The 26,557-nt window shown below is 71.8% G+C and carries 23 protein-coding genes; 15 read left to right on the top strand and 8 right to left on the bottom strand.

Annotated features, from left to right (window positions below):
• Positions 1–90: 90 nt before the first annotated feature.
• A complete protein-coding gene (locus tag ACZ6TU_RS32785; RefSeq protein ID WP_469552632.1) occupies positions 91–1,260 on the bottom strand; it encodes an MFS transporter in 1,170 nt (389 codons plus the stop codon).
• Between the two features lie 142 nt (positions 1,261–1,402).
• On the opposite strand from ACZ6TU_RS32785, the gene ACZ6TU_RS32780 reads away from it, so the two are divergent.
• Positions 1,403–2,881 carry a glutamate-cysteine ligase family protein gene (locus tag ACZ6TU_RS32780; RefSeq protein ID WP_467678441.1) on the top strand — a complete coding sequence of 493 codons (1,479 nt, stop codon included), beginning with the start codon at positions 1,403–1,405 and terminating at the stop codon, positions 2,879–2,881.
• Between the two features lie 19 nt (positions 2,882–2,900).
• Here the strand turns inward: ACZ6TU_RS32780 and ACZ6TU_RS32775 are convergent, their stop codons facing one another.
• From ACZ6TU_RS32775 to ACZ6TU_RS32765, 3 genes are read right to left on the bottom strand one after another with little or no spacing between them, the layout of a single operon-like run.
• Positions 2,901–4,022 carry a Gfo/Idh/MocA family protein gene (locus tag ACZ6TU_RS32775; RefSeq protein ID WP_469552538.1) on the bottom strand — a complete coding sequence of 374 codons (1,122 nt, stop codon included), beginning with the start codon at positions 4,020–4,022 and terminating at the stop codon, positions 2,901–2,903.
• Positions 3,992–4,702, bottom strand: a complete 711-nt coding sequence (locus tag ACZ6TU_RS32770) for a ThuA domain-containing protein (RefSeq protein WP_469552536.1) — start codon at positions 4,700–4,702, stop codon at positions 3,992–3,994. Before ACZ6TU_RS32770 ends, ACZ6TU_RS32775 begins: the two co-directional genes overlap by 31 nt.
• 51 nt (positions 4,703–4,753) lie before the next feature.
• A complete protein-coding gene (locus ACZ6TU_RS32765) occupies positions 4,754–5,614 on the bottom strand; it encodes a class I SAM-dependent methyltransferase (RefSeq protein WP_467678447.1) in 861 nt (286 codons plus the stop codon).
• Between the two features lie 80 nt (positions 5,615–5,694).
• On the opposite strand from ACZ6TU_RS32765, the gene ACZ6TU_RS32760 reads away from it, so the two are divergent.
• The 5 genes from ACZ6TU_RS32760 to ACZ6TU_RS32740 all read left to right on the top strand — a co-directional run bounded on the left by ACZ6TU_RS32760 (position 5,695) and on the right by ACZ6TU_RS32740 (position 10,629).
• Positions 5,695–6,123 (top strand): helix-turn-helix domain-containing protein, encoded by a 429-nt coding sequence (locus ACZ6TU_RS32760; protein ID WP_467678449.1) that lies wholly within the window; start codon positions 5,695–5,697, stop codon positions 6,121–6,123.
• Between the two features lie 97 nt (positions 6,124–6,220).
• Positions 6,221–7,489: an MFS transporter gene (locus tag ACZ6TU_RS32755; protein ID WP_467678451.1), complete on the top strand. Its 1,269-nt coding sequence runs from the start codon at positions 6,221–6,223 to the stop codon at positions 7,487–7,489.
• A gap of 582 nt (positions 7,490–8,071) precedes the next feature.
• Complete coding sequence (locus tag ACZ6TU_RS32750) at positions 8,072–8,563, top strand: pyridoxamine 5'-phosphate oxidase family protein (protein WP_467678453.1); 492 nt, start codon at positions 8,072–8,074, stop codon at positions 8,561–8,563.
• 155 nt (positions 8,564–8,718) lie between these two features.
• The gene (locus ACZ6TU_RS32745; RefSeq protein WP_467678455.1) at positions 8,719–9,495 is read left to right on the top strand and encodes a carbonic anhydrase; all 777 of its coding nucleotides are present in this window, start codon (positions 8,719–8,721) and stop codon (positions 9,493–9,495) included.
• Between the two features lie 114 nt (positions 9,496–9,609).
• Positions 9,610–10,629, top strand: a complete 1,020-nt coding sequence (locus ACZ6TU_RS32740; protein WP_469552532.1) for a LacI family DNA-binding transcriptional regulator — start codon at positions 9,610–9,612, stop codon at positions 10,627–10,629.
• Here the strand turns inward: ACZ6TU_RS32740 and ACZ6TU_RS32735 are convergent.
• Positions 10,626–14,597, bottom strand: coding sequence for a glycosyl hydrolase (locus tag ACZ6TU_RS32735; protein ID WP_469552531.1), 3,972 nt, complete (start codon positions 14,595–14,597; stop codon positions 10,626–10,628). The genes ACZ6TU_RS32740 and ACZ6TU_RS32735 overlap by 4 nt on opposite strands.
• A 208-nt stretch (positions 14,598–14,805) precedes the next feature.
• Here ACZ6TU_RS32735 and ACZ6TU_RS32730 point away from each other — a divergent pair, with 208 nt between their 5' ends.
• The 4 genes from ACZ6TU_RS32730 (at position 14,806) to ACZ6TU_RS32715 (ending at position 19,723) form a co-directional block, all read left to right on the top strand.
• Complete coding sequence (locus tag ACZ6TU_RS32730) at positions 14,806–16,065, top strand: MFS transporter (RefSeq protein WP_469552529.1); 1,260 nt, start codon at positions 14,806–14,808, stop codon at positions 16,063–16,065.
• 30 nt (positions 16,066–16,095) lie between these two features.
• Positions 16,096–17,559, top strand: coding sequence for an arabinose isomerase (locus ACZ6TU_RS32725; protein WP_467678463.1), 1,464 nt, complete (start codon positions 16,096–16,098; stop codon positions 17,557–17,559).
• 241 nt (positions 17,560–17,800) lie between these two features.
• The gene (locus ACZ6TU_RS32720; protein ID WP_467678465.1) at positions 17,801–19,138 is read left to right on the top strand and encodes a cation:proton antiporter; all 1,338 of its coding nucleotides are present in this window, start codon (positions 17,801–17,803) and stop codon (positions 19,136–19,138) included.
• Between the two features lie 297 nt (positions 19,139–19,435).
• Positions 19,436–19,723 carry a DUF3040 domain-containing protein gene (locus ACZ6TU_RS32715; RefSeq protein WP_467678467.1) on the top strand — a complete coding sequence of 96 codons (288 nt, stop codon included), beginning with the start codon at positions 19,436–19,438 and terminating at the stop codon, positions 19,721–19,723.
• Positions 19,724–19,742: 19 nt separating this feature from the next.
• On the opposite strand, the gene ACZ6TU_RS32710 is transcribed toward ACZ6TU_RS32715, so the two are convergent.
• A complete protein-coding gene (locus tag ACZ6TU_RS32710) occupies positions 19,743–20,243 on the bottom strand; it encodes a hypothetical protein (protein ID WP_469552527.1) in 501 nt (166 codons plus the stop codon).
• 260 nt (positions 20,244–20,503) lie between these two features.
• Between ACZ6TU_RS32710 and ACZ6TU_RS32705 the strand changes: the two genes are divergently transcribed.
• The 3 genes from ACZ6TU_RS32705 (at position 20,504) to htpG (ending at position 24,053) form a co-directional block, all read left to right on the top strand.
• On the top strand, positions 20,504–21,232 hold the full coding sequence (locus ACZ6TU_RS32705; RefSeq protein WP_469552526.1) for a hypothetical protein: 729 nt from the start codon (positions 20,504–20,506) through the stop codon (positions 21,230–21,232).
• 121 nt (positions 21,233–21,353) lie between these two features.
• On the top strand, positions 21,354–22,067 hold the full coding sequence (locus tag ACZ6TU_RS32700) for a class F sortase (RefSeq protein ID WP_467678473.1): 714 nt from the start codon (positions 21,354–21,356) through the stop codon (positions 22,065–22,067).
• An 87-nt stretch (positions 22,068–22,154) separates the two neighbouring features.
• A complete protein-coding gene (gene htpG, locus ACZ6TU_RS32695) occupies positions 22,155–24,053 on the top strand; it encodes a molecular chaperone HtpG (RefSeq protein ID WP_467678475.1) in 1,899 nt (632 codons plus the stop codon).
• A gap of 12 nt (positions 24,054–24,065) precedes the next feature.
• Here the strand turns inward: htpG and ACZ6TU_RS32690 are convergent, their stop codons facing one another.
• Positions 24,066–24,317 (bottom strand): twin-arginine translocase TatA/TatE family subunit, encoded by a 252-nt coding sequence (locus ACZ6TU_RS32690; RefSeq protein WP_469552525.1) that lies wholly within the window; start codon positions 24,315–24,317, stop codon positions 24,066–24,068.
• The gene (locus tag ACZ6TU_RS32685; RefSeq protein ID WP_467678479.1) at positions 24,305–24,958 is read right to left on the bottom strand and encodes a hypothetical protein; all 654 of its coding nucleotides are present in this window, start codon (positions 24,956–24,958) and stop codon (positions 24,305–24,307) included. The genes ACZ6TU_RS32690 and ACZ6TU_RS32685 overlap by 13 nt, the downstream gene beginning before the upstream one ends.
• A 143-nt stretch (positions 24,959–25,101) precedes the next feature.
• On the opposite strand from ACZ6TU_RS32685, the gene ACZ6TU_RS32680 reads away from it, so the two are divergent.
• Together ACZ6TU_RS32680 and ACZ6TU_RS32675 are read left to right on the top strand one after the other, a co-directional pair.
• Positions 25,102–25,488: a BlaI/MecI/CopY family transcriptional regulator gene (locus ACZ6TU_RS32680; RefSeq protein WP_467678481.1), complete on the top strand. Its 387-nt coding sequence runs from the start codon at positions 25,102–25,104 to the stop codon at positions 25,486–25,488.
• A gap of 6 nt (positions 25,489–25,494) precedes the next feature.
• Complete coding sequence (locus ACZ6TU_RS32675) at positions 25,495–26,556, top strand: M56 family metallopeptidase (protein WP_467678483.1); 1,062 nt, start codon at positions 25,495–25,497, stop codon at positions 26,554–26,556.
• Position 26,557: the final 1 nt, after the last annotated feature.

Below are 26,557 nucleotides of genomic sequence, written 5' to 3'. Positions count from 1 at the left end.
GAGGATCGCGGGCCGTCGGGCGACCCCAGCGCCCTCGCTCCTTCGATGCTGGTGGTCGAGGGCGCAGCGCTCGGCTTGCCCGTGGAAGGATCAGCGCGCTGTGGCGCGGCGCGTCGCGAAGCCGATGATCGCGGCCACGGCGGCAAGGATCGCCACGCTGGTGAGCGCGGCCGGGAGGGAGAACCAGTCCGCCATGAACCCGATGGCGGGCGGCCCCAGCAGCATGCCGCCGTAGCCCAGCGTGGAGGCCGTGGCGACTCCGCTGGGGCCGGCGAGTGCGCCCGCGCGTTCGACGGCCACGGGGAAGAGGTTCGCGAGGCCGATTCCCGTGACCGCGTACCCGAGCAGGGCCGCCCACAGGGCGGGGGTGAGCGAGCCGAGCAGCATCCCGGCCGCAGCCGTGGCGCCGCCCGCCACGACGGTCCGGGTCCGCCCCAGACGTTCCAGGAGCGTCGTGCCGGTCAGGCGGCCCACCGTCATGGCGAGCGCGAAGCAGGAGTAGCCGATGGCCGCGGCACCCGGCGAGGCGTCCAGGTCCTCTTCGAGGTGCAGGGCGCCCCAGTCGGCCAGCGCCCCCTCGCCGTACGCGGTGCATCCCGCGATCAGGCCGAAGACGAGCACGAGCCCCCGGGTGCGGCCGTCCAGCCGGCGCGGGGCGTCCTTCGCGGGCTGTTTCCGATCCGGCGGCACCGGCGGCTCGTGCCGCAGGAGCGTGGGGCCCGCCGCGACCGTCACGAGCAGTCCGATGACGGTGAGCAGCAGCAGGTGCCGGGTGGGGGAGAGGGCCCCCGCGACCAGGGCGCCCAGCCCTGCGCCGATCATGCCGCCCAGGCTGAACGCGGCGTGGAAGCTCGGCATGATCGGCCGCCGCATCGCGGCCACGAGGTCCACGGCGGCGCTGTTGAAGGCCACGTTGATCCCGCCGTACGCGGCGCCGAAGACCAGCAGGACGAGGCCGAGTGCGAGGGCCGAGTGGGTCAGCGGGGGCAGGGCGACGCTGAGGGAGAGGAGGACGGCGCAGGCGACGGTGACCCGGTGGTTGCCGTAGCGGCGGCACAGGCGGCCCGTGAGGATCATGGTGACGACGGCTCCGGCGGAGACGCCCAGGAGGGCGAGACCGAGGGCGCTGGCGGAGGCGTCGGTCTGGTCCTTGATGGCGGGGATGCGCACGACCCAGCCGGCGAAGACGAAGCCGTCGAGGGCGAAGAAGACGGTGATCGCTGTGCGGAGTCGGGTGAGGGAGTTGCCGTTGCCCGGCACGGCGCTGTGCGTACGGGGTTTGTTTATTTGCGGCACAAACTCAGGCTAGGTGGGTGCGGGTGCCACGACAAGGTGCGACGCCGGAACGAGAAGGTGCGACGCTGGGACGAGAGCCATCCGCCGAGGGAACTCGGGAGCGTACATGGGACGTGATGTGCCGGCCCTGGTGTTCACACGGGAGGACCGTCGTCGGTACCGGGCCAAGATGCAGACCGACCTCGAAGTGCTGGCCCGGATGCTGCGCGAGTCCAGCTTCGAGAGCGAGCGTCCCCGGGTCGGGCTGGAGATCGAGCTCAATCTGGTGGACGACCACGGGCTGCCCGCGATGCGCAACACCGACGTGCTCCGGGCGATCGCCGACCCCGCCTGGTCGAGCGAGCTGGGCCGCTTCAACCTGGAGATCGACATCCCCCCGCGGGAGCTGACGACCGGGGGCCCCGGCGCCTGGGAGCAGACGATCCGGGACGCCCTGAACCACGCCGAGGACCGCGCCTCGGCCGTCGGCGCGCACCTGATCATGGTCGGCATCCTGCCCACCCTGGACGAGGCGGACGTCAGCGAGTCCGCCCTCTCCGGCGACCCGCGGTACCGGCTGCTCAACGAGCAGATCTTCGCGGCCCGCGGCGAGGACCTGCGGATCGGGATCGACGGCGTGGAGCGCCTGTCGACGTACGCCGACACCATCACTCCCGAGGCTGCCTGCACCAGCACCCAGTTCCATCTCCAGGTCGCCCCCAAGCAGTTCGCGGACTACTGGAACGCGGCCCAGGCCATCGCGGGCGTGCAGATCGCCCTCGCGGCGAACTCGCCCTTTCTGTTCGGCAAGGAGCTGTGGCGCGAGACCCGCATCCCCCTGTTCGAGCAGGCCACCGACACCCGCCCCGAGGAGATCAAGGCGCAGGGCGTACGGCCCCGGGTGTGGTTCGGGGAGCGGTGGATCACCAGCGTCTTCGATCTTTTCGAGGAGAACGTGCGCTACTTCCCGGCCCTGCTGCCGCTGTGCGACGACGAGGACCCGCAGCAGGCGCTCGACCGCGGCGGCGTCCCGCAACTGGGCGAACTGACCCTGCACAACGGCACGATCTACCGCTGGAACCGCCCCGTCTACGCCGTCACCGAGAGCGGCCCGCATCTGCGCATCGAGAACCGGGTGCTGCCCGCGGGCCCCACCGTGGCCGACATCATCGCCAACGGCGCCTTCTACTACGGCCTCACCCGCGCCCTGGTCGACGAGGACCGGCCGGTGTGGACGCGGATGTCCTTCTCGGTCGCCGAGGAGAACCTGCACACCGCGGCTCGCGACGGCATCGACGCCCGCCTGTACTGGCCCGGCACGGGTGAAGTACCGGTCACGGAACTGGTGTTGCGGCGTCTGCTGCCGCTGGCCCACCGGGGACTGGAGCTGGCCGGCATGGACGCGGCCTGGCGCGAACCCCTGCTGGGCATCGTGGAGCAGCGCTGTGTCACCGCCCGCAACGGCGCCCTGTGGCAGGCGGAGACCGTCCATCATCTGGAGAAGGCCGGCGTCTCCGACCGGCGTGAGGCGCTTCGGCAGATGACCACGACGTACATGGACTACATGCACATGAACGCACCCGCGCACACGTGGCCCGTGGACTGACCGCCGCGACATCGCCGGGTCAGACGGGGCGGGGTGCGGCCTGGCCTCCCCACTCCTCGGCGGCCGTCAGCGGGACGGGAGCGGGCGGCTCCGCCGACGTCGTCAGTTCGACCCGCCGTCCCTCGGCAGACGAACGCAGGAGCGCGGTCATCGTCTCCAGTACGTGCAGGGCGAGTTCGGCGTTCGCGCGCGGTGCCCGCTGCCCGTCGGCGGCGATGAAGTCGAGCAGCCCGACCCCCCGTGCGGCGTCGACGTAGCCCGCGGAGGGCGGGAGCGTGCGCCACTGTGTGTCGCCGAGTTCGAAGAGCCGTACGTCGCCGTCGAAGCGGTTCGGGTCCGGGACGGCGAGGGTTCCCAGCTCGCCGTGGACCTCGATCGGGGACGCCGTGGTGGCCACCCCGTCGAAGCTCGTCGTGATCGTCGTCAGCGTCCCGTCCACATGCTCCAGCACACCGGAGACATGGCTGTCCACCTCCACCGGTATCCGCTCTCCCGTACGCGGACCGGAACCGATGACCCGCTCGGCGCGCATCCGGCTGGACGCCCCCGTCACGGCCCGCACCGGACCCAGCAGGTGAACAAGGGAGGCGAGGTAGTACGGCCCCATGTCCAGCAGGGGACCGCCGCCCTCGGTGTAGTAGAAGTCGGGGTGCGGATGCCAGCGTTCGTGGCCCGGGGTGATCATCACGGCCGAGGCGAACAGGGGGCGTCCGATGCTCCCCGCCGCCAAAGCCGCCCGCGCCGTCTGGACCCCGGTGCCCAGCACGGTGTCCGGCGCGCACCCCACCCCGACGCCCGCCTGCGCGGCCGCCGCCATGACGGCGTGGGCGTCGGCGAGCGTGGCGGCGAGCGGCTTCTCCCCGTAGACGTTCTTGTCGTGGCCGATGGCGCCGAGGGCGATTCCGGCGTGCGCGCCGGGGGTGGTGAGGTTCAGCACCGTGTCCACGTCCGGGCTGCTCAGCAGCTCCTCGACGGTCAGGGCCCGGACGCCGGGCAGTTCGGCGGCGACCGCGGCCGAACGCGAGGCGTCGAGGTCGGCGACCGCGGTCACCCGCACGGCGGAACGGCCGGCGAGCGTGTCCAGGTACGCGCGGGAGATGACGCCGAGCCCTACGACGCCGATGCGGTGCGCGTCGCCCACAGCATGCCCCTCTCGATGATGGTGCGGACGTCGGGTTTCTCGAGCACGTCGAGGCTGTGCCCCGGCGTCGTCACCACGATCCGCCCGGCACCCCACCGGCGGGTCCACACCGCCGGCGAGGTGACCGGCCGGTGCCAGGGCTCCCACGGCCGGGTGGGGTGCGTGGTGGTGGCCAGGACGTCGATGAGGTCGTCGTGGAGCACCCAGTACTGCTCGGTGTGCAGCTCGAAGTCCTCGATGCCCGCGGTGACGGGGTGTTCGCGGCCGGCTTCGGTGAGGGTGATGGTGTGCGGGAGGAAGTTGTCCTCCGGCCCGCCCCGGCGCTCGCACGGTTCCTTGCCCGGGTGCGTGGCGAACTGCCCTCCCACCAGGTGGAGATAGTCGGAGGAGGCGCGGAACGAGTCGGCGATGCCGCCGTGCCAGCCGGTGAACCCGGTGCCGGCCACGACCGCCGAACTGAGCCCCGCGAGCTGCTCGCGCGTGATCTCCGACATCGTGACGCACTGCACGATCAGGTCGGTGCCGGCCATCTCGGCGGCGTCGGCGTAGACGTCGGTCGACTCCTCGACCCGGACGGCGTATCCGTTGCTCCGCAGGAAGGGCAGGAACAGTTCCGTCGTCTCGACCGGCTGGTGCCCTTCCCAGCCGCCTCGGACCACCAGGGCTTTCTTCAACGTCATCGTGATCTCACTATGCGCCGGGCGTCCGCGCTCACGAAAGAGGGCCGGGCCTCACGAAAATTTCGCTGTCGAGGCTCGCGCGCCGACCGTCCAACAGGCCGCGGTGAAGCGGACTTCCGAGCCGTGCACGAAGGGATCGAAGGCGGCACGGACCGTCTCGACGACCCGCCCGCGGGTCTGCTCGTCCACCTCGGGCAGGTGCATGCCGACCGGACCGAGCCGGGTGAAGTAGTGGACCAGTTCCTTCTCGGGCAGGGTGCAGACCACGTCGACCGGCCGGATGTCGATCCCGGCCCAGCCGCTCTCGGTGAGGATGCGCCGGACCTTGTCCGGATCCGCGAAGGCGAACTGTCCCGGTTCGTCCGGCCTGCGGACGGGCAGGTCCGGGAGCAGCGGTGCGGCGGCGCGCTGGGCCGTCGTCATGAACGGGTTCTCGGCCGGATCGCGCCAGACGACGAACCGCAGCGCGGCCTCGTCCCGGGCCGCGCGCCGGAGGTTGGCGAAGGCCCGGACGGAATCGCGGAAGAACATGACGCCGAACCGCGAGATGACGGCGTCGAAGGTGCCGGGGTCGAAGGGGTGGTCCTGGGCGTCGGCGCAGAGGAAGGACGCCGGTACGTCCTCCTGTCCGGCGTACTCCCGGGCGGTGGTGATCATCGCCTCGGAGATGTCGACGCCGACACAGCGACCGGCCGGGCCGAGCCGTCGCGCGACGGCCAGTGTGATACCGCCCGTACCGCAGCCGACCTCGAGCACGTGCCGCGCCCGCTCGGCGGCGACGGCATCGACGAGGAGCTCCTCGAAGGGCCTGAACATCTCGTCCAGCACACCCTTCAGATCGCCCCAGGCGTGCCCGGCGCGCCCCTTCCAGCGGGCTGCCTGCTCGTCGTCGGCCCTGCGCGCAGCGTCCATGGCTGTCTCTCCTTCTTCTGGTTGCCTTCGTCGTACCGGGATGACAGCGTTGTACTTCAAGTCGACTTGAGGTCAAGGCAATGACAGAGCTGGACATCGCCGAAGTGGCGCACCGCGCCGGGGTTCCGGCCTCCACACTGCGCTTCTACGAGGAGAAGGGGCTGATCTCCTCGACGGGCCGGCGAGGCCTGCGCCGCCAGTACGACTCCGGCGTGCTGGAGCGGCTGGCGCTGATCGCGCTGGGGCGGACAGCCGGGTTCTCGCTCGACGAGATCGCGCACATGCTCGCGCCGGACGGGCGGCCGCGGATCGACCGGCAGATGCTGGCGGCCAAGGCGGACGAACTCGACCACAGGATCCGCGAACTGGGCGTACTGCGCGACTCCCTGCGGCATGCCGCCGCGTGCCCCGCGCCGAGCCACATGGAGTGCCCCACCTTCCGCCGCCTCCTCGACGCCGCGGCGTCCGGCGGTGTAGCGGCGCCGGGAAGGCGGGTTCCCGGCAGGTAAAGGGGCCGTCGGCGCTCTTGGTCCAATCGTGGTTCGTGCTTTGCCCGATTCCCGGTGTCCCGTGCCTAGCCTCGGCTGCGAACTTCGGGAGGCCGCAGTGCTGAAGACCGTGAAAGGGCAGGCAGCGGGTCTGACGAAAGACCAGCGCAACGCCTTCGTAGCCGCTTATCTCGGCTGGGCGATGGACGCGTTCGACTATTTCCTGGTCGTGCTCGTCTACAGCGAGATAGCCGACGATTTCCATGTCTCCCTGACCGACATGGCCTTCCTCACCACCGCCACGCTGGTGATGCGGCCCATCGGCGCGCTGCTGTTCGGCATGTGGGCGGACCGCCGCGGCCGCCGCGTCCCGCTCATGGTGGACGTCGTCTTCTACTCGATCGTCGGATTCGCGTGCGCCTTCGCTCCCAACTACACCGTGCTGCTGGTGCTGCGCCTGCTCTACGGCATCGGCATGGGCGGCGAGTGGGGCCTGGGAGCGGCCCTGGCCATGGAGAAGATCCCGGCCTCCAGGCGTGGCTTCTGGTCGGGCCTGTTGCAGAGCGGCTATTCGCTGGGGTACCTGCTGGCCGCCGTGGCGTTCTTCGTCATCGAGCCGTTCTTCGGCTGGCGGGGACTGTTCGCCTTCAGCCTGCTGCCCGCACTGGTCGCGCTGTGGGTGCGCAGCCGGGTGGAGGAGAGCGAGGTGTGGGAGAAGAGCGTCCGGCTCAACCGCACCCCCGCGTACCAGGTGTTCAAGAACCCGGCGGTGCTGCGGCGCTTCGTCTACCTGGTCGCGCTGATGACCGCCTTCAACTGGATGTCGCACGGCACGCAGGACATCTACCCGACCTTCGTGAAGAAGGGCCTGGACCTGTCCGCGAACACCTCGATCGCGATCGCCGTCGTCTACAACATCGGCGCCATGATCGGCGGTGTGCTGCTCGGTGCGTACTCCGAGCGGCTGGGCCGCCGCCGGACGATCATGATCGCGGCGGCCGGGGGTCTGGTCGTGGTGCCGTTCTTCGTGCTGTCCACGACCGTCGGATGGCTGATGCTGTCGTCCTTCCTGATGCAGGTGTGCGTGCAGGGGGCCTGGGGCGTGATCCCGGCCCATCTGACCGAGATGAGCCCGGATGCCGTCCGGGGCTTCTACCCGGGCGTCACCTACCAGCTCGGCAACCTGATCGCAGCGCTGAACCTGCCGATCCAGGAGGCCCTCGCCGAACGCCACGGGTATCCGTCGGCGATGGCGTGGACCGTCGTGCCCACCCTGGCCGTGGTGATCCTGCTGAGCGCGATCGGCAAGGAGGCCAAGGGGATCCGCTTCGGAAGCAGCGGGCCACAGGCGCCGAGCACGGCGGCGACGGGCACGGCCCAGCCCTGACCGACAGTGCGCGGCTCACGCCGGCGAGGCGCCGGCGCCGTGCAAGCTCCCGGCGCCGTGCCGGCCGCCGACGCCGTGCGGGGCTCTGGCGTCGCGTACGTCCCGAGCGCCGGGCGAGCCTTCAGCGCGGCGCGGGGCTCTGGCGCCGCGTAAGCCCCGGTGTCGGGCGAGGCCTCAGCGGCGCATAGCCCCCGCTGCCGCGCAAGCCCTACCCGTCGCCGCCACCCGGCCCCACTGCCGCCGCCTCCGGCGTCGTCGTCACCGTCGTCACCCCCCGCGCCCGCAGCTCCCCGAGCACGCTCGGGTCGGCCGCTCCGCCACGACCTCGAAACCGGCGACGGCCACTGCCTGACCAACAACTCCCGCGACGGCCTCAACCGCGAGCTGTCCTATCCCTCCCTCGCCCGGACACCGGACGGCACGCTCCACGTCGCCTGCACCCACCACCGCCGCACCATCAAGCACATCCGTCTGGACGGCGACTGGCTGAAGAGGGAATTCCCGGCCTGACCCGGCCCGCGCTCCTAGAGTGATCCCCATCCGACCGGAAGCACCGGAAACACCGGAAACAGGGGGCAACACATGAGCGAGGACACCCGCGACGCGGCACGCGCGATCATCGACCGGAACCTGTACATGGTGCTGGCCACCGTCGGCGCGGACGGCGCCCCTTGGGCCTCACCGGTCTTCTACTCCACCGAGGACGGACGGGACTTGTACTGGGTCTCGTCCCCCGAGGTCACGCACTCCCGCAACATCGCCCACGAGCCCCGGATCGGCATCGTCCTCCACGACTCCCGGGCCCCGGTGGGCACCGCGAGCCCCCTCGCCCTGTACCTGAAGGCCACGGCGGAGGAACTCCAGGGAGAGGAGGCGTTGGAGGGCCTGCGGGTGATTCCCGGCCCCGCCGGACGCGGCGGCCGCTCCCTCGGCCCGGATGAGGTGCGCCCGCCCGCGCCGTGGCGGGTGTACCGGGCCCGGGTCAGCGAGTACTCGATGATCTGCCTCCGCGGCGAGGGACGCTGCGCCGAACACGGACTGGACTACGAACACCGCACCACAGTCCGCCTCTGACCGAGCGTCACACAGCGTCCGAACCCCTCACTCCTCGCGTTTTGGAACAGCACTTCTCCTGCGCTGCATCAGCGCTGTACGGGCGTTAACCGGCCTCCCACGACAGTTGGATCACCGCTCCCGGCAGGGAGACGGAGACCGAAAGGGACGGCCACATGGGTACCGCCAGGACACCGCAGCGCAGGGCCATACTCACCGGTGGGCTGGCTGCCACCGCAGCCATGCTCACCGCCTGTTCGTCGAACTCGGACAGCACGAACGCGGGGAAGACGTCGGCCGTGGGCGCGGCGAAGACCCCCTCACCCTCGCCCGCGGCGGGCCCGCGACCTGACTCGCCCTCGGCGGCGTTCGCGCGGCTGATGGACGGCAACAAGCGCTGGGTGGACGGAAAGCTCCAGCACCCCGACCGCGACCCGCAGCGGCGCGAGTTCGTCGCCGAGGCACAGGACCCCTACGGCGTCATCCTCTCCTGCATCGACTCCCGCGTCCCGCCGGAGCTCGTCTTCGACACGGGCCTCGGCGACCTGTTCGTGATGCGCACCGGCGGGCAGGTCGTGGGACCGGTGGTCGTCGGCTCCGTGGAGTACGGGCCGATGACATCCGGCACCCCGCTGATCGTGGTCCTCGGACACCAGCGCTGCGGTGCGATCAAGGCGGCCTACGAGGCGATGCGCGACGGCAAGAAGCTGCCAGGCAACCTCCAGGCGATCTCCGACGCCCTGCGGCCGGCCTACCGGGAGACCACCAGGGGGAAGCACGCCGACCCGGTCGACGCCATGGTGCGGATCCACATCAACCAGACCGCCGCCGAGCTGCGGACCAACCGGGACCTCGCCCCGCTCGTGAAGAAGGGCGACCTGGCCGTCGTCAGCGCCTACTACTCGCTCGACACCGGCCGGGTGGAAGTCCTCAGCGGCGCGCCCTCCGCCTGACCCGGAGACAACGACGACCGGGCGGGAAAAACGTTCCACGCCCGGTCACGTTATACTTGCGGCGCCCAAGAAGACCACGGTCGTGCCTGGTCGCACGGCTGCAACAGCGAGGGGGTGGACGCCGTTCCGGCACGCCCCGCCCGCATCCAGGACGTCGCGGCCGCCGCCGGCGTCTCGGTGTCCACCGTGTCGAACGTGCTCAACCGGCCCGAGCGCGTCACCGCACAGACCGCCGAGCGCGTCCGCATCGCGGTCGCCGCGCTCGACTACGTCCCCCACCCGGGAGCCGCCGGCCTGCGCACCGGGCGGGCCTCCGCCATCGGACTGGTGCTGCCCGACGTGACCAACTCCTTCTACGCGCGCATCGCACGGGGCGCCGCGGACGCGGCCTACGACCACGGCTACTCCCTCGTCCTCTGCCACAGCGGGGACGCCCCGGAACGGGAGCAGGGCTACTTCAGCATGCTCGTCGAGCAGCGGGCCGTCGGCGTCGTCGTCGTGCCGCTCGGCGCCGACCCGGGCCGGCTCGCCCGGCTGCGCGAGCGGGGCATCCCGCTCGTCCTGGCCGACCGCGCGATGCCGGACCGCGAGGGCTGCTCGGCCTCCGTCGACGACATCGCCGGCGGCCGGATCGCCGTACAGCACCTCCTCGACCGCGGGTCGCGCGACATCCTCGTCGTCAACGGCGAGCGCGGCATACGCCAGTGCGCCGACCGCTACCAGGGCGCCCGGCAGGCCGTGCGCAGCCGGCGCGAGGCACGGCTGGACCAGGTCGTCGCCGAGCGGATGACCGTCGCGTACGGCACGCAGATCGCGCACGACCTCGGGGAACTGCCCGACGGGGTCTTCTGCACCAACGACTTCCTCGCCGCGGGCCTGTGCCGCGGGCTGACCGACCGGGGCGTCCGCATCCCCGAGGACGTACAGGTCGTCGGCTACGGCGACCTCGACATCGCGAGCTTCGGCGCCACCACCCTCACGACGGTGCGGCAGCCGGTCGAGGACCTCGGCCGGGCGGCCGTGGAGATGCTCCTCGACGAGATCGAGGCCCGCGCGGACCACGTCCACGAGACCCGCGTCTTCGCCCCCGGCCTCGTCCTGCGCGACTCCACCCGACCGCCCGTCGGCGACTAGACCCCGCCGCCTGAGGCGGACGGGATCCGCAGCGTCACCGGCCCCAGCAGCCCCGACGACAGCTGGGAGTCGAACGCCCAGGCCGTCGGCGTGGCTTCCGCGAGATACGGCGCCAGCGTGCCCCGGACGATCACCTCCAGCCGGACGGTACGCCCGGCCGCACCGCGCAACGGGAAACGGTACGGCGCGCAGAACGCCTCACCGGCCGGCTCCCCGTCGACCGACACCTCCACGCTGCCCCGCACCCGCCCGAGATCCAGCACGGGATCGGGCCCCGACGGCACCTCCAGCGCCCGCGCGTACGTCACGCCTCCGCTCCAACTGCCCAGCCCCAGATCCCGCCAGTCCCCCAGGGGCAGCGGTGCCGGTACGGCACGCACGCGTACCGGCCCCCGCCAGGCGGAGCCGCCCCGCAGGACCGCCGTGGGTTCCGTGACCACCTCGACCGGTGTGGGCTCCGGAAGTGGTTGGCGGAGTGTCAGCCGGTCGCCGTCCAGGGGCAGTTCCGGACCGACCCCGATGCTCACGCTCGCGCGAAGCACCAACGGCAGGTCCAGCGACACCGTTCCCGCCGGCACGGTGAACCGGAAGCGCTGCGCCGTCGCGTGGACCTCGTCGGTGGACCGCGACGACCATACGGTGCCGCCGAGCACCGGCCGGCCGGTGAGCCACCCGGTGTCCGGCAGCGGGTGCGGCCGTACCGCGGCGTGGCAGTGCTGCACCTCGCCCCGCCTGCGGTCGTCCTCGACGGTCCGCCCCCGCCGGCCGCCCGACTCGGCCTCCCAGCCGGCGCCGCTGACCAGGGCCGTCACCCTCCCCCCGGAACGCACCACCAGGTCGACGAACACCGCGTCCCGGGCGTCGGCACTGTCGGCCACGACCTCCAGGGTGTGCTCGCCCGCCCCGAGCACCGGTTCGTGGCGGAAGAACATCGGCACGGCGCCCCAGTCCGCCTCGTAGTACTCCACCTTCTCCTGCCGCGCCACGACCTCCCCGTCGAGCAGCACGGTGACAGCCGAGGCGGCACCGACGACGAGCACCGACCGTGCGTCGTCGCCCGGGACCCGGAGCCGCGCGCGGTAGGTGACGCGGCCGTCCGGCCGTACTCCGGCCGGTGGACGCATGAACCGCGGACGCGGCCCGAGCCCGCCCGGCTCCGACAGACAGAAGAAGCTGCCCAGCGGGGTGCCGTCGGCGGCCGAGATCGTCGAGGGGCGGCTCTGGGCGTCGGACAGTTCGTACTCGAGCACGTTGCGGTCCCGGGTTACCGTGACCCGGGCGGAGGCCAGGTAACCGCCGCCGTCCGGCTCCAGCGGCTCGCCGTTCCACCACACCCGCTTGACGCACTCCGCGCCGACGTGCAGTTCGGCAGGCCCCCGGTGGCCGGTCTCCACGATCGCCCGCACCCGGGCGGCCGTTCCGCCGCCCGGCACCGGGACGCGTACGAACTCCTCGTTCACCAGCCCCTTGAGGCCCAGCAGCCCGCCCGGGTCCGGGATGCCACGGCTCGACGAGTACACGGCGACGTCCCAGCCCGCGTCCGGCGGCACCAGGGGCCGTTCACCGGCCAGGATCCGCTCCACGGACCCGGCGTCCAGCGGCTCGGGCACCTGACCGAGCGGCACCGGCGGCAGGGCGCGGACCCTCTCGCCGTACGTGACCCGGGCCCGCTCCCAAGCCCCGCCCTCGGTCCACTCCATGGTCCAGATCTGCGGCTCGTCCACCGACGAACCCGGGGGCAGTGCCAGATCTCCCCAGGTGTTGTCCATGGTGGGGACCAGGCGGCCGTGCCAGCCGGTCGAGACGTCGATCACCTGGGCGGGCGTCCCCCGTCGAGGACGCGTGGGCGTGGGCCGGCCCTCGCGCCACACGACCAGGGCCGCGGGGGCGCCGTCCAGCGGCACGTCGATGGTCGAGACGGCGCCGTCGCCGGAGACGGTGACGTGCGCGGGGGTGCGGGAGCCTGTCGCCGGGTTCCAGACCTCGGCCTCGGCGACCGCGGCCCGGACGGTGACGGACGAGGTGCCGACGGCGTCACCCGCCGGGGAGGGCCCGGCCCGCAGCGGATGCGCGCCGATCTCGGGGAAGGCCGCCGTGACCAGCGCCACCGCCTCGTTCCCCGTCCGCCTGACGAGCAGTGGCACCTCGCCCGTGGCGTGACCGGCCGCGTCGGCCACGGCCGCCGCGCCGGCCTCCGGGTCGCGCACCCGCTCCAGCCGGGTATGCGCCAGCAGGGCCGCCACCACCGAGTCGTCGCCGGACCGGCCGGCGGCCGTGGCCGGCGGCCGGCCTACGACGACGACGCGTCCGCCCGCGTCGAGCAGTTCCCTCAGCCGGCGCGCCGTCTCCTCTTCCAGCACGCTCGCCGAGGGCAGCAGCACCGCGCGGTACGCCAGGTCCCTGATCCGCAGGGCGCCGTCGGCGGCCTTGGCGCGCCGCACCGAGTCGTCGTCGACGACGTCGAAGGAGATGCCGCGCCGGTCCAGGGCGCCGGGGTGCGGGGCGAGCCAGTTGTTCGTGCCGCACAGGTCGAGGTAGTGGCGCTGTGTCTCGTCGGCGTCGGCGTGGCCGTCGCCCAGCCGGCCGTCGCCGAAGTGCCGGACGGGTGCGTCCAGCGGGACGAGGGCCTGCATGGTGGAGGTCGGGTGCAGGACCGCCACGTCGGCCACGTAGCTGCCCCAGGACATGATCGAGCAGATCCGGGCCACGGCCCGGGAGAACGCCGGGTACTGCTTCCAGTACGGCTGGCGCCAGTCGGTGGACGGCGGCGCCCACTCGAACCAGCCGCCCGCTGTGCCGAAGTAACTGGCGTGCGGGTTGTACAGGTTGGCGCCGCTGCGCAGGAACGGCAGCAGCCAGTGGTAGGTGTCCTCCAGAGTGCCGCCCCAGCCGGAGGAGTGGAACGCCTCGATCCACACCCGCTCGTGGCCGTAGAGGTGGGCCATGGAGGAGTGCACCTTGGCGTCGCCGTGGTGGTCGCTGCCGGCGGCGCCGTACCAGCGGTGGGTGCGGAAGTAGTCGGTGTAGATCTGCGTCGACTGGGCCGGGTATCCGGCGCGGGCGGGGTGGCTCTGGTCGCTGCCCAGCAGCATCCCGCGCTCGCGGTGCCATGCGGCAAGCGGCCGGAAGAGGGCCTCTTCGGTGAGTTCCGCGCGGACCGCGTAGTAGTCGGCGCGGATCTTCGTCTCCGGAACGGTGGCGTTCGTGCCGAACAGGGCCGGGAGGTGGTCGAGCAGGTCGTAGCCGCGCCGGGTGCGGAACTCGTCGGCTAAGCGGTGACTCCAGGCGTTCGTGCCCGGCAGTTCGTCCTGGAAGCTGCCCGCGATCACGGTGCCCAGGTGGTCGGGCACGCGGCGGTCGTACTCGTGGTGCACGGCGTCCATCAACAGGCCGACGGCGTGCGGGTCCAGGTAGTCGAACGCCGTGGGCACGGTGGTGACGAGCCGTACGCCGGTTCCGTCGGCGGCGGCGACGGCCAGGGTGTCCGGGCCTTCCGTGGCGAGGTCGAGGCGCCGGCCCTGCGGGGAGTAGGCGGCCAGCGGGGTCTCGGCATCTCGCAGGGCGACCGTGCCCCGGGAGACGGTGACGTCGCGACAGCGCAGCGCACATCCCCTGGCCTCGGGATGACGCCGTGTCACACTGCCCTGCACATTGGCGCCTGAGAACCCGATCTGGTCGTAGAACCACAGGCGTGTGCCCAACTCCGCCGCGATCTCACAGGCGTCGGTGAAGCGTGCCCACCACTCCTCGCCGAACCACGCCGGATCGTCGGCCCGGGCACCGAACGTCGGGCCGGCCGGGGCCAGATTGATCACGACGAGGTTGTGGACACCGCCCTCGGCGAACGCCCGCATCTGCCAGGCGAGTCGCTCGCGGGTGATCTTCGCACCCGACCACCACCACAGGGGAGCGGGGCCGAAATCGCGGGGCGGGTCCTCGAAGAGCTGCTGAAGCGCGGGGGAGATCACGGACGCGGTCCTTCCCCTAAAACGTTTTTAGGCCACCTTCACGGTAGGGGACCTGGGACGGTCACGCCATATCCGAGGACGGCACGGCGGAAGCCGGCGCGCGGCGGACGATGTCTGCGCGACATCTTGTTGCAACGTTTTTCTCGCCCTATATTCGCTGCGACCAGGCCCCCGGAACCGCGATGTCACCAGACGACGGAGTCGCATCATGGCCGGTACCCGCCCCATCCCCAAAAACCTCTGGAAGGCCGCCGCGCTGTCGGGCATGGCCTCCTATCTCGACGCCGGGCTGATCGTCAGCATCTCCGTCAACCTGGCCATCTACCGCGACAGTTACGACATGGGCGTGTGGATGGCCGGTGCCATCAGCGCGATCGTCACCGGCTGCATCGCCGTCGGATCCCTCGTCGGCGGCCGGCTCGCCGACCTCTTCGGCCGCCGCCGCGTCTACAACTGGGACATCTTCTGCTTCGCGCTCGGGGCGATCGTCATCACGCTGGCACCCGACGACATCACGCTGCTGATCGGCGTCCTCGTCGCGGGACTCGCGGCCGGCGCCGACCTGCCGACGTCCCTGGCCGTGGTCTCGGACGCCGCCCCCTCCTGGGCCCGGGGGCGGCTGGTGGCCTTCACGCAGGTCATGTGGATGCTGGGCATCGCCGTCGCCATCTTCCTCGGCTTCGTCCTGTCCACCACGGGCATGACCGGCGCCCGGCTCATCACGGGACAACTGGCCGTCGCCGCGCTCGTCACCTGGGCCCTCCGCTCCCGCCTGAAGCTGTCCGCCGAACAGGACACGCAGGAGCAGACGGCTGCCGCCCCGCGCGGCAGCTCCCTGAAGAACATCTGGACGCGCGCCGCCCTCCTGCCGATGACCGCGACGTTCGTCTTCTACGTCACCTGGGGCCTCGGGGCCAACACCTTCGGGCAGTTCGGCACCTATCTGCTCGTCACCGTCAGCGACGCCTCCCAGAGCCTCGCCACCGGGATCAACCTGGCCTTCATCCCGATCGGGGTGCTGCTGACCTTCGCCTTCGTCCGCGTCGCCGACAGCCCTCGGCGCGACCGGCTGTTCCACGTGGCGGCGGTGGTGCAGATCCTCGCCTTCGTCATCGCGTCCCTGACCGCGGGCGCCCTCGTCGGCATGCTCGTCTTCTTCGTGCTCTATCAGCTGTCCAACCCCTTCGCCGGAGAGGCGAACTACAAGGTGTGGTCGCAGCTCACGCTGCCCGCGGACACCCGCGGCACCACCCAGGGCTTCACCTACGCCCTGTCACGGGGGGTCTTCGCGGTCGCCGCGTTCTTCACTCCCGCCCTGGCCGACTACAGCCCGGCCGTCCTGCTCTGGACGATCACCGCCTGCATGACGGCGGCCGCGTTCGCGGGCGTGTTCATCATCCGCGTCCTGGTCCCCCGTGCCACCGGCGCGGCGCACGACAGAGCGGACCTGCCAGTCCCCAGCACCTGAGCCGCAGCAGACCGACAAGGAGCACCGACCATGGCAACGACCGCGGACCGCACCGCCGGACGGGCCGCCGCCCTGCACGACCTGCTCCCGCCGGTCACCCGGCGTCGCACCCGGATCGGACTGGTCGCCGGCGGACTCGGCACGTACTGGCCGCAGTTCCCCGGGCTCCTCCCGCAGCTGAAGGAGTCGGCCGCCTACGTCGCCGAGCGCTTCCGGGGGATGGACGCGGAGGTGACCGACGCCGGCTTCGTCTCCGACGCGCAGGAAGGAGCACGCGCCGCCGAGCAGTTGCGCAAGGCCGACTGCGACCTGATCGTGCTCTTCCTGACGACGTACCTCACCTCGTCGATGGTGCTGCCGATCGCGCAGCGCTCGCACACGCCGGTCCTGGTCATCGACCTCCAGCCGACCGCGAGGATGGACCACGCCTCCTTCGACACCGGCGCCTGGCTGGCCTACTGCGGGCAGTGCCCCGTCCCCGAGGTCGGCAACGTCTTCCGGCGCGCCGGCATCCCCTTCCGGTCGGTCTCCGGCTGGCTGCGGCAGGAGTCCGCCTGGCGGCGCATCGAACAGTGGATCCGGGCCGCGCACGTCCGCGCCGCGCTCCGGCACGCCCGGCACGGCCTCATGGGGCACGTGTACCCGGGCATGCTCGACGTGCAGACCGATCCGACACTGCTGTCCACGACGTTCGGGTCACACGTGGAGGTGCTGGAGTTCGACGACCTGCGGCACCGGGTGGAGCGCGTGACCGAGCAGGAGACCAGGGAGCGGATGGCGCTCGCCCGGCAGGTCTTCACCCTCGACGACAGCGTGGTGGAGGAGGACTTCGCCTGGGGCGCGACCGTGTCGGTCGCCCTTGACCGGCTCGTGGCGGACTTCCAGCTCGACAGCCTCGCGTACTACCACCGGGGCCTCGACGGGGAGCTGCACGAGCGGCTCGGCGCCGGCATGATCCTGGGCGCCTCCCTGCTCACGGCCCGGGGCGTGCCGGCGGCCGGGGAGTACGAACTGCGCACCAGCGTCGCCCAGCTCGCCTCCCAGAGCGTCGGCGCCGGAGGCTCCTTCACCGAGATCCAGGCCCTCGACTTCGAGGACGGCGTCGTGGAGATGGGCCACGACGGACCCGCCCACCTCGCGGTCAGCGCCCGTGACCCGCTGCTGCGCGGGCTCGGCGTCTACCACGGCAAGCGCGGCTGGGGCGTGAGCGTCGAGTTCGACGTCCAGCACGGGCCCGTCACCCTGCTCGGCCTCGGCCAGGACGCCGATGGCAGCCTGTCCTTCGTCACCTCCGAGGGCGCCGTTGTACCGGGACCCCTGCTGAAGATCGGCAACACCACCAGCCGCGTCGACTTCGGCCGTGATCCCGGCGAATGGGTGGACGCGTGGAGCGCCACGGGTGTCGGCCACCACTGGTCCCTGGCGGTCGGCCACCACGCGGCCGACTTCCACGCGGCGGCGAGCCTGCTGGGCATCGATCACCGGAACGTGTGACGGGGAGATGGGTGTCGCTCCCACCCGGAGATGGGTGCGGGCACCGATGGTGACGGGCCCGGGGCCCGTGTGAGGCTGGCAGCGCCGCCGGGGCTCGCGTCGGTCGTCATGACCGCACGGCCTCGACCGGCGCCGGGACGCGCACGACGCCGTCCTGCCCAGCGCCACGAAGGAGGAGCCCCTATCCATCCCCGCACGGTGAAACGATCCGCCCCCTGCGCGCCCGCGGAGGCGGTGACCCGTGGGACACGCTGACAGCCTTCTCGCCATGGGCGGTGCCTTCCTGGCCGCCGCCTTCCTCGCCCGCCTCGGCGGCAGGATCGGACTCCCGACGATCCCGCTCTTCATGCTCGCGGGCATCCTGCTCGGCCCGCACACCCCGGGCCTGGTCATAGTCGAGGACGCACACGACTTCGAGATGCTCTCCGCGCTCGGACTGGTGCTGCTGCTCTTCTACTTGGGACTGGAGTTCCACCTCGACGACCTCAAGAGCGGCGGTCGGCGCCTGCTGACCGCGGGCGGCATCTACCTGCTGCTCAACGTCGGCGCGGGACTGGTCTTCGGGTTCGCCCTGGGCTGGGGCGTCCGGGAGGCGCTGGTGCTCGCCGGTGTCCTGGGGATCTCCTCGTCCGCCATCGTCACCAAGATCCTCATCGACCAGGGCCGCATCGGCCGCCCGGAGACACGTCTCATCCTGGGCGTCATCGTGGTCGAGGACATCTTCCTGGCCCTCTACCTCGCCGCGCTCCAGCCGGTCATCAGCGGCGCCCAGGGCGTCGGCGACACGGTCCTCCAGGGTGCCAAGGCCTTCGGCTTCCTGCTGTTGCTCGCTGCCGCGGCCCGCTACGGCACCCGGCTGGTCGGGCGTCTCATCACGACCCGCGACAACGAACTGCTCGTCATCAGCTTCCTCGGCGCGGCCGTCCTCGTGGCGGGAGTCGCCGAGGTCCTCGGAGTCGCCGACGCCATCGGCGCGTTCATGGTCGGCCTGATCCTGGCCGGCACGCCCTCCGGCCCGCGCATCCGGGAACTCGTGCATCCGCTGCGCGACGCCTTCGCGGCGATCTTCTTCTTCGCCTTCGGGCTCTCCATCGACCCCGGCGACATCGTCTCCGTCGTCGGCCCGGTCACAGTGGCGGCCGTACTGACCGTCGTCATGAACGTCGCCGCGGGACTCCTCGTCGCCCGCGTGTACCGCTACGGCACCGAGCCCGCCGCCGAGATCGCCACCACCCTCGTGGCCCGCGGGGAGTTCGCGCTGATCCTGGCCGCCATGGCCGCCAGCGCCGGGCTCGACGCCCGCCTCGCCCCGTTCATCGCCGGGTACGTCCTCGTCCTCGCGATCCTCGGCCCCATCGCCGCCGGCCGGGCCCACCTGCTCGCCCGCGCGCTCCGGGCGGCCCGGGACCTCCTGCCCGGCCGCACGGCTCCGTCGTACGACACCGAGCCCCGCCCCCAGGACGACAGCACACCGCCACCCGCCTCCGCCGCGCTGCCCGCCGAGGCCGAGCGTCAGGGCACTCCCGGCTCAGGGCTCGATCAGCCCGACGCGGATACCGCCTCCTCGACACCGTCGTGATCCAGCGCGAGCGCTGTCCGGCCGCGCCGCCATCCGTGCCACCACCCATCCTCGGATCGAACATCCGCCTTACGGCAGGGCGTTCGTGCGGGGCGGCCACCGGGAAGGATGAGGGTAGGGCCTGATGGCGGAAGCCGCTGGAGGAGGGAGAAGCTGAAGCCCTGGTGAGACCGGCCGTGCCGCGCGTCGGCGGGCTGTCTCCCTCCGTACCGCCACGCGGCCCGACACCCCAGGACTTGCCATGGCCTCGGCCGTGCCCTGCCTCGAAACGTTGTCGGGTTCCGGGAAGGAGAAGCCGTGCCCCAGTCCCAGGACGAACCTCTCGTCGACCTCGAAGCACGACTCGAGCGGGAGGATCCCAGGTTCACCCGGGCCATGAGATCGGGCCGCCCGGCCCGGCCCCGGGAGTACCGGCGTACCGGAGCCTGGTGGGCACTGGCCCTCGGCGTGGCCGTCCTGGGTTCCGGCATCGCCCTGGCACAAGGGCTGCTCATCGCGGCCGGGCTGGTCCTCGTCGGTATGGCGGCCCAACTGGTCGACCCGGACCCGAGCCGCCTGGGGCGTCAGCGGCAGAGGCGGTGGTGACGCGCGCGGCAGCCGGACCTCAGGCCCCCGCCCACTTCCGCAGCAGCGCCTCCCGTTCCTCGCGCGGCGGAGTGCCCTCGGCCGCGTGGTCACGGCCCCAGGCGAGGAGGTCGCCGATCTCGGTGCCGCCGTCGGCGAGCCGCTGGAGGAGGGTGACGGAGAGCTCGTACTCGCAGGGCAGGTAGATCCCTCCGGCGACGGCCGCGTGCACATCGACCTGGACGGTCTCCTCGGCCGTCGCCACCTCCACGGAGAAGGCGGGCGGCAGATCGCCGTAACCCGTGACCGCCACGAGCGCGGCGTCGAAGGCCATGGAGGTCAGCCTCCGCACCCCGGACCGCACGGGCACATCGCGCGTCTCGATCCGGACCACCTCGTCCCAGGCCCACAACCTGCCCCGGCCGGCCCCCAGCACCTCGACGCCGTCCTCGGACAGCCGGACTCCGGAGGCCGCCCCCTCGGGCTCGGCCCCCATGTAGACCGAGTCCTCGCCGATCCAGAACAGGCCGACCATGGCCATGAACGCCTCCCGCAGCTGGTCCGGGGGAGAGCGGACCTCGCCCCCGTGTCGTCGTAGGAGACGGGTGTGACGGGCGAGAGGTTGCGATCTTTCCGGCCGGACCGGCCGGAGCCGGTGCCGCCGTCAGGGTGTGGTTGTAACCCGTGTGAACGCCCTGGATGGTGGGACGGCCCGGCGTGACTGACGGTGGTTCACGTCGAGGCCGGGTCTCGTGAGCTGGCGAGGTGCCAGCGCCCGGTCCGCGACGAAAGGACTCACCGATGCGCTCTGCCCGCATGCTGCTCGCGACGGCCACGGCCACGGCCGCCCTCGCGATCGCCGCACCCGCTGCCTACGCCGAGGCGATGGGTGACTGGGACCACGACAACACTTCCTACAGCAAGGAGCACGACAAGGACGGCAATCACCACAAGCCGCGCGGCGGTATGCACACGGGTGGCGGAGCGCGGGCCGCGGTGACCGCGGACGACGACTGGGACACCGCCAAGCACGACGAGGGCGCCGGCAAGGACGGCGAGCACGGCAAGCACGAGGAGCACGGCAAGCACGAGGAGCACGGCAAGCACGAGAAGGACTCCTGGGGCGGCGACAAGCACCACAAGCCGCACGGCGGCGTGCACACCGGTGGCGGAGCGCTGTCCGCGGTGACCGCGGACGACGACTGGGGCAACGCCGGGCACGGCCCTGACGGCGAGGGCGACGACTCCTGGGGCGGCAAGCAGGACGAGGACTCCTACGGCGACAAGCACGACAAGCACGACAAGCACGAAGAGCACGGGAAGCACGACGAGCATGGCAAGCACGACGAGCACGAGAAGGACTCCTGGGGCGGCGACAAGCACCACAAGCCGCGCGGCGGGATGCACACCGGTGGCGGCGGACTCGCCGCCGCGCCGGGCGTCACGGCCGGCGGTCTCGCGGTGCTGGCGGTAGCAGGCACCGGCCTGTACGCCCTGCGGCGCCAGAAGGCCTCGCAAGGCGCGGCATGACCGAGGCCTGACCTCGTAGCCGCCGTGGCCGCCGCACGTGCTCCTCGCGTCGCGGCGGCCTGGCTCGTCCCCCTCGCGTGTCGTGTCCGTTCCGCTGCCGTGCCGAATGAGGTGGTCTCCGATGGCAGCCAGCCAAAGCCCCCCGTCTCCCGCCGAGCCCGGTCCCGCGCCGTCGAGGCGGCGATTCCGCACAGTCGTGTCGGTCTTCTGGGGTCTCGCCGCCCTGGTACTGACCGTGAGCCTGGTCGCCGGCCGTGGTGGGTCGTCGTCCGACGTCGACGGCCCGCCGCACGCCCCGCCGGCCGTCCCGACGGCCGCGCCCGCCACCTCAGCCGCGCCCGCGGCGCCCCACCGCACCGCCGCGTCCGGGACCGGCTCGCACTTGCCGCGGTCCCGGCCGGTCCGCCTGTACATCCCCAAGATCTCGGTGAACGCGCCCTTCACCGACCTCGCCATCGGCCGTTCGGGTCAGCTCGAACCGCCTCCGGCCGACAAGACCAACCTCGTCGGCTGGTACGCCAAAGGCGTCTCGCCCGGTGAGGCCGGAACGGCGATCATCGCCGGACACGTGGACACCGTGACGTCCCCGGCCGTGTTCGCGGGGCTCAGCGAGCTGAAGAAGGGCGACCGGTTCCACGTGGCGCGCGCCGACGGCAGCAGGGCGACCTTCGTGGTCGACGACGCGGAGTCCTTCGACAAGGACGACTTCCCCAGCGAGCGCGTGTACGGCGACACCGCCGACGCCCAGGTCCGGCTCATCACGTGCTCCGGTGCCTACGACCGTCAGGCCCGGGACTACACCGAGAATCTGGTGGTGTTCGCCCACCTCGTCTGACTTCCGGGTCCCCCGGCCTGACTTGGTGTTTTAAAGTGACTGCCACCAGTTCAGGCGACAGTGGGACCTGTGAGGTATTCGCGAACCATGACGACCGAAACGTTTGAGTTCCAGGTAGAGGCACGTCAGCTGCTCCAGCTGATGATCCACTCGGTCTACTCGAACAAGGATGTCTTCCTGCGGGAGCTCGTCTCCAACGCCTCCGACGCGCTGGACAAGCTGCGTCTGGAGAAGCTGCGGGACGACTCGCTGGACGCCGACGTGTCCGACCTGCACATCGAGATCGACGTCGACAAGGACGCCCGAACCCTCACGGTGCGGGACAACGGCATCGGGATGTCTTACGACGAGGTCGGACAGCTCATCGGCACCATCGCCAACTCGGGTACGGCCACCTTCCTGAAGGAGCTGCGGGAGGCCCAGGACGCGGCCAATGCCGAGGGGCTCATCGGCCAGTTCGGCGTCGGCTTCTACTCCGGCTTCATGGTGGCGGACGAGGTGACGCTGGTGACCCGGCGCGCCGGCGAGAGCCAGGGGACCCGCTGGACGTCCCGCGGCGAGTCCACGTACTCGCTGGAGAAGGTCGACGACGCGCCGCAGGGCACCTCCGTCACGCTCCACCTCAAGCCCGCCGACCCGGAGAACCAGCTCCACGACTACACCTCGCCGTGGACGATCAGAGAGATCGTCAAGCGGTACTCGGACTTCATCACCTGGCCGATCCGGATGGTCCCGGAGGCGGGCGACGGCGAGGACGCGCCCGAGCCCGAGACGCTGAACTCGATGAAGGCCCTGTGGGCGCGGTCGCGCGACGAGGTGTCCGACGACGAGTACCACGAGCTGTACAAGCACATCAGCCACGACTGGCGCGAGCCGCTGGAGACGATCCGGCTCCAGGCCGAGGGCACCTTCGAGTACCAGGCCCTGCTCTTCGTCCCCTCGCACGCCCCGCACGACCTGTTCACGCGGGACTTCAAGCGCGGCGTCCAGCTGTATGTGAAGCGCGTCTTCATCATGGACGACTGCGAGGCGCTGCTTCCGCCCTACCTCCGCTTCGTCAAGGGCGTCGTCGACGCGCAGGACCTCTCGCTCAACGTCTCCCGCGAGATCCTCCAGCAGGACCGGCACATCCGGATGATGCAGCGCCGACTGACGAAGAAGGTCCTCTCCACGGTCAAGGGGATCAAGACCAAGGACGCCGACCGCTACGCGACGTTCTGGCGCGAGTTCGGCACCGTCCTGAAGGAGGGCCTGGTCACCGACTCCGAGAACCGGGACGCCATCCTCGCCGTCGCGTCGTTCGCGACCACGCACGCCGAGGACGAGCCGACCACCCTCGCGCAGTACGTGGAGCGGATGAAGGACGGCCAGGAGGACATCTACTACATCACCGGCGAGTCCCGGCAGAGCATCGAGAACTCCCCGCACATGGAGGCGTTCCGGGACAAGGGCATCGAGGTCCTGCTGCTCACCGACGCGGTCGACGAGGTGTGGGTCGACGCCGTCGGCGAGTACGAGGGCAAGAAGCTGCGTTCCGTCGCCAAGGGCGAGATCGACCTCGACGGCGAGAAGGACGAGAAGGCCGACGGGGAGCGGGAGAAGCAGGCCGAGGAGTACGCCGGACTGCTCGGCTGGATGCGGGAGCAGCTGGACGAGGACATCAAGGAGGTGCGCCTGTCGGCCCGGCTCACCGTCTCCCCGGCCTGCGTCGTCTCGGACGCGCACGACCTGACCCCGGCCCTGGAGAACATGTACCGGGCGATGGGCCAGGAGGTGCCGCGCACCAAGCGGATCCTCGAACTCAACCCCGACCACCTGCTGGTGAAGAACCTGAACCAGGCGTACAAGGAGCGCGAGGACCGCACCGGCCTCGTCGAGTCCGCCGAGCTGCTCCACACGCTGGCGGTGCTCGCCGAGGGCGGCCAGCCCAAGGACCCCGCACGCTTCGTCAAGCTCGTGGCCGACCGCCTGGAGCGCACGCTGTAGGCAGAGGACGGATCAGCGGGGGGCCGGGGCGCCCGCCGCCCGCGCACCGGGCGGGGTCGTACCGGTGCCCGGCGGGACGATCTCGCCCTGGATCACCCGCGGCGCGGCGCCCGCCCCGGCCTCCTCGTCTTTCGCGGCGCGTGCCTCTGCCTTGAGGATGCGGGCCGACTTGCCGGCCGACCGGGCCAGTTCGGGCAGCTTCCTGGCCCCGATCACGGCTATGACGACGATGAGGATGATCGCGAGCTCGCTCAGTCCGAACATGGTGTCCTGTCCTTTCTCGCCCGGGCCGGGCATGGCGCGAGCGTATCGGGCGGGGAGCCCGGTGTGATCCCCTCCTCGGAATGTGCGACCGCCGGATGCCGGAGCAGATGGGGCAGCATGCCGCGGTCGAGCAGGGCCTGCCGCCAGGCGAGCCGGGCATGCTCCACGCCGTCGGCCCTCCCGCCCAGGGCCGAGCGCAGCAGCGCGGCCAGGGCGATGAGACCGGTCACGGCCGCCATCAGTGCCATCGTCCACCCGGCAGCGACGAGCGACCCGGGCAACGGGCCCGGTGCGCCAGTGGCTTGGAGCAGGCCGCCGAGCAGGAGCAGAGCCCCGGCGGACGTCGCCGCCACGAGCGGCGTGAGCACCGCGAGGGCGGGCAGCAGGCTGCCGGACGCGAGCGGGCGCCGCTCGTCCTGCCGGGCGGCGGTCCGTACGGCGAGGTAGGCGCGGTACGGCTCACCGGCCGCCGCCGCGATGTCGTCGGCGTGGGCGAGCGCGTGAGCGCGCAGGTGGGCGGCCGTCCGGCCGGTCGGGTCGGCGCGCACGGCGCCATGGATGTCCGCGGTGCTCAGCGCCAGATCCAGTACCGCTTCGAAGTCCGCGCGGTCCTCGGGATGGAGGCGGGGCGGATCGGTCACATGGTCTCCTTGTCGGTTGCTGTGTCGGACGTCGGTACCGAACACATTTAAATCTACAGCACTGTAGAAGTAGAGGGGGTCGGTCCCCCGGATCTATACGATGTCCGCACGGGCAAGGCAGGGCGGCGAAGGGAGGCAGGGCGGTGACGGATCCCCGGCAGCGTCCTCGGCGGGGGCAGGGCGAGCTGGAGGCGCTGGTGCTGTCGGCACTGCGGGAGGCGGACGGCCCGGCGACGGCCGGCTGGGTGCAGGAACGCCTCGGCGGTGACCTCGCGTACACGACGGTGATCACGATCCTGACCCGTCTGCTGGGCAAGGGCGCGGTCACCCGGGAGCGGGTCGGCCGGTCCTTCGCCTGGACGCCCGCCTCGGACCAGGCGGGTCTGGCCGCCCGGAAGATGCGCAAGGTGCTGGACGCCGAGAGCGACCGCGGTGCCGTGCTGGCCAGCTTCCTCACCGGCCTCGGCCCGGACGACGAACGGCTGCTGCGTGACCTGCTGGATCAGGCCGACGGCGAGGGGGAAGGCTGAAGCCTCATGGGGGTCTTCGTCTTTCTGCCACTGGTTCTCCCGCTCACGGCGTGGCCGGTCGCGCGTCTGGCCGAACAGCATCTGCACCCGCGCACCGCGACCTGGTTGCTGACCGCGATGGCCGCGGTGCTGGCGCTGTGCAGCACGGTGTGCCTGGGACTGGTCATGGTGGTCGGCACCGCCCAACTGCCCGGCAACCCGCTGCCCGACGGCTGGTCGGACCCCGAGGTGCGGGCGGCGGTGCCGCTCGACGAGGTCGTCGGCAAGGCCGCGATTCCCGCGCTGTGCGCGGTGGTCGTCGCCTGTGCCCGCACGCTGTGGCGGCACGCCCGGGTGCGCCGCCAGGCCCACCGCGCGCTGTCCGGGCTGCCGGACACGGAGGTGGCCGTACTGCCGGACGGCGTTCCCTACGCGTATGCGCTGCCCGGTGGTCGCCGGGGTGGTCGTGTTCTGCGGGGCGATCACCAGGGTGGTGGTGCTCTGCGCGGTCGGGTTCTGCCGGGCGGTGGCCCGGGGGATGGTGAGCCGCGTGGCGGAGCCGGGCGCCGTGCCCGTGGTCGGCGCGGAGGGCGCGTCGTGGTGACCACGGCCCTGCTGGACCGGCTCCGGCCGGCCGAGCGCCGGGCCCTGTTCGCCCATGAGCGGGCGCACCTCGCCGCCCGGCACGACCGTTTCCTGCTCGCCGTGCAGCTCGCGGCCCGGGCCAACCCGTTCCTGCGGCCGCTGCGCACGGCCGTTGCCTACACGGCCGAGCGGTGGGCGGACGAGGCGGCGGCCCGGGCGGTCGGCAGTCGCCGTACGGTGGCGCGTGCCATCGGCACGGCCGCCCTCGTCTCCCGGGGCACCCCGGCGTCCACGCTCGCGGGACTGGCCGCTCCGGGCCCGGTGCCGCGCCGGGTGGCGGCCCTGCTCGGTCCGCCACCCGCTGTACGCACCTGGCCCCCGGTGTTCACCTCGGTCGGACTGGCGGCGTGGGGCGCGGCTGCCGGAACGGCCGTGTCGGCGATGTCCTCCGCGAACTCCGCCGTCACGATGGTGCTCATCCTGCATGCCGCGACACCTCTTTGAG

This window comes from Streptomyces sp. NPDC052064 (genome assembly GCF_055585925.1).
Note: the sequence above shows the minus strand (reverse complement) of the source record. Positions and strands in the feature narration are given on the sequence as shown.

Coding starts and splice junctions, on each gene's coding strand:
- ACZ6TU_RS32780 (WP_467678441.1), top strand. CDS start 1,403: ATGGGACGTGATGTGCCGGCCCTGGTGTTCACACGGGAGGACCGTCGT.
- ACZ6TU_RS32770 (WP_469552536.1), bottom strand. CDS start 4,702: ATGACGTTGAAGAAAGCCCTGGTGGTCCGAGGCGGCTGGGAAGGGCAC.
- ACZ6TU_RS32765 (WP_467678447.1), bottom strand. CDS start 5,614: ATGGACGCTGCGCGCAGGGCCGACGACGAGCAGGCAGCCCGCTGGAAG.
- ACZ6TU_RS32760 (WP_467678449.1), top strand. CDS start 5,695: ATGACAGAGCTGGACATCGCCGAAGTGGCGCACCGCGCCGGGGTTCCG.
- ACZ6TU_RS32750 (WP_467678453.1), top strand. CDS start 8,072: ATGAGCGAGGACACCCGCGACGCGGCACGCGCGATCATCGACCGGAAC.
- ACZ6TU_RS32745 (WP_467678455.1), top strand. CDS start 8,719: ATGGGTACCGCCAGGACACCGCAGCGCAGGGCCATACTCACCGGTGGG.
- ACZ6TU_RS32730 (WP_469552529.1), top strand. CDS start 14,806: ATGGCCGGTACCCGCCCCATCCCCAAAAACCTCTGGAAGGCCGCCGCG.
- ACZ6TU_RS32725 (WP_467678463.1), top strand. CDS start 16,096: ATGGCAACGACCGCGGACCGCACCGCCGGACGGGCCGCCGCCCTGCAC.
- ACZ6TU_RS32710 (WP_469552527.1), bottom strand. CDS start 20,243: ATGGCCATGGTCGGCCTGTTCTGGATCGGCGAGGACTCGGTCTACATG.
- ACZ6TU_RS32705 (WP_469552526.1), top strand. CDS start 20,504: ATGCGCTCTGCCCGCATGCTGCTCGCGACGGCCACGGCCACGGCCGCC.
- ACZ6TU_RS32700 (WP_467678473.1), top strand. CDS start 21,354: ATGGCAGCCAGCCAAAGCCCCCCGTCTCCCGCCGAGCCCGGTCCCGCG.
- htpG (WP_467678475.1), top strand. CDS start 22,155: ATGACGACCGAAACGTTTGAGTTCCAGGTAGAGGCACGTCAGCTGCTC.
- ACZ6TU_RS32690 (WP_469552525.1), bottom strand. CDS start 24,317: ATGTTCGGACTGAGCGAGCTCGCGATCATCCTCATCGTCGTCATAGCC.
- ACZ6TU_RS32675 (WP_467678483.1), top strand. CDS start 25,495: ATGGGGGTCTTCGTCTTTCTGCCACTGGTTCTCCCGCTCACGGCGTGG.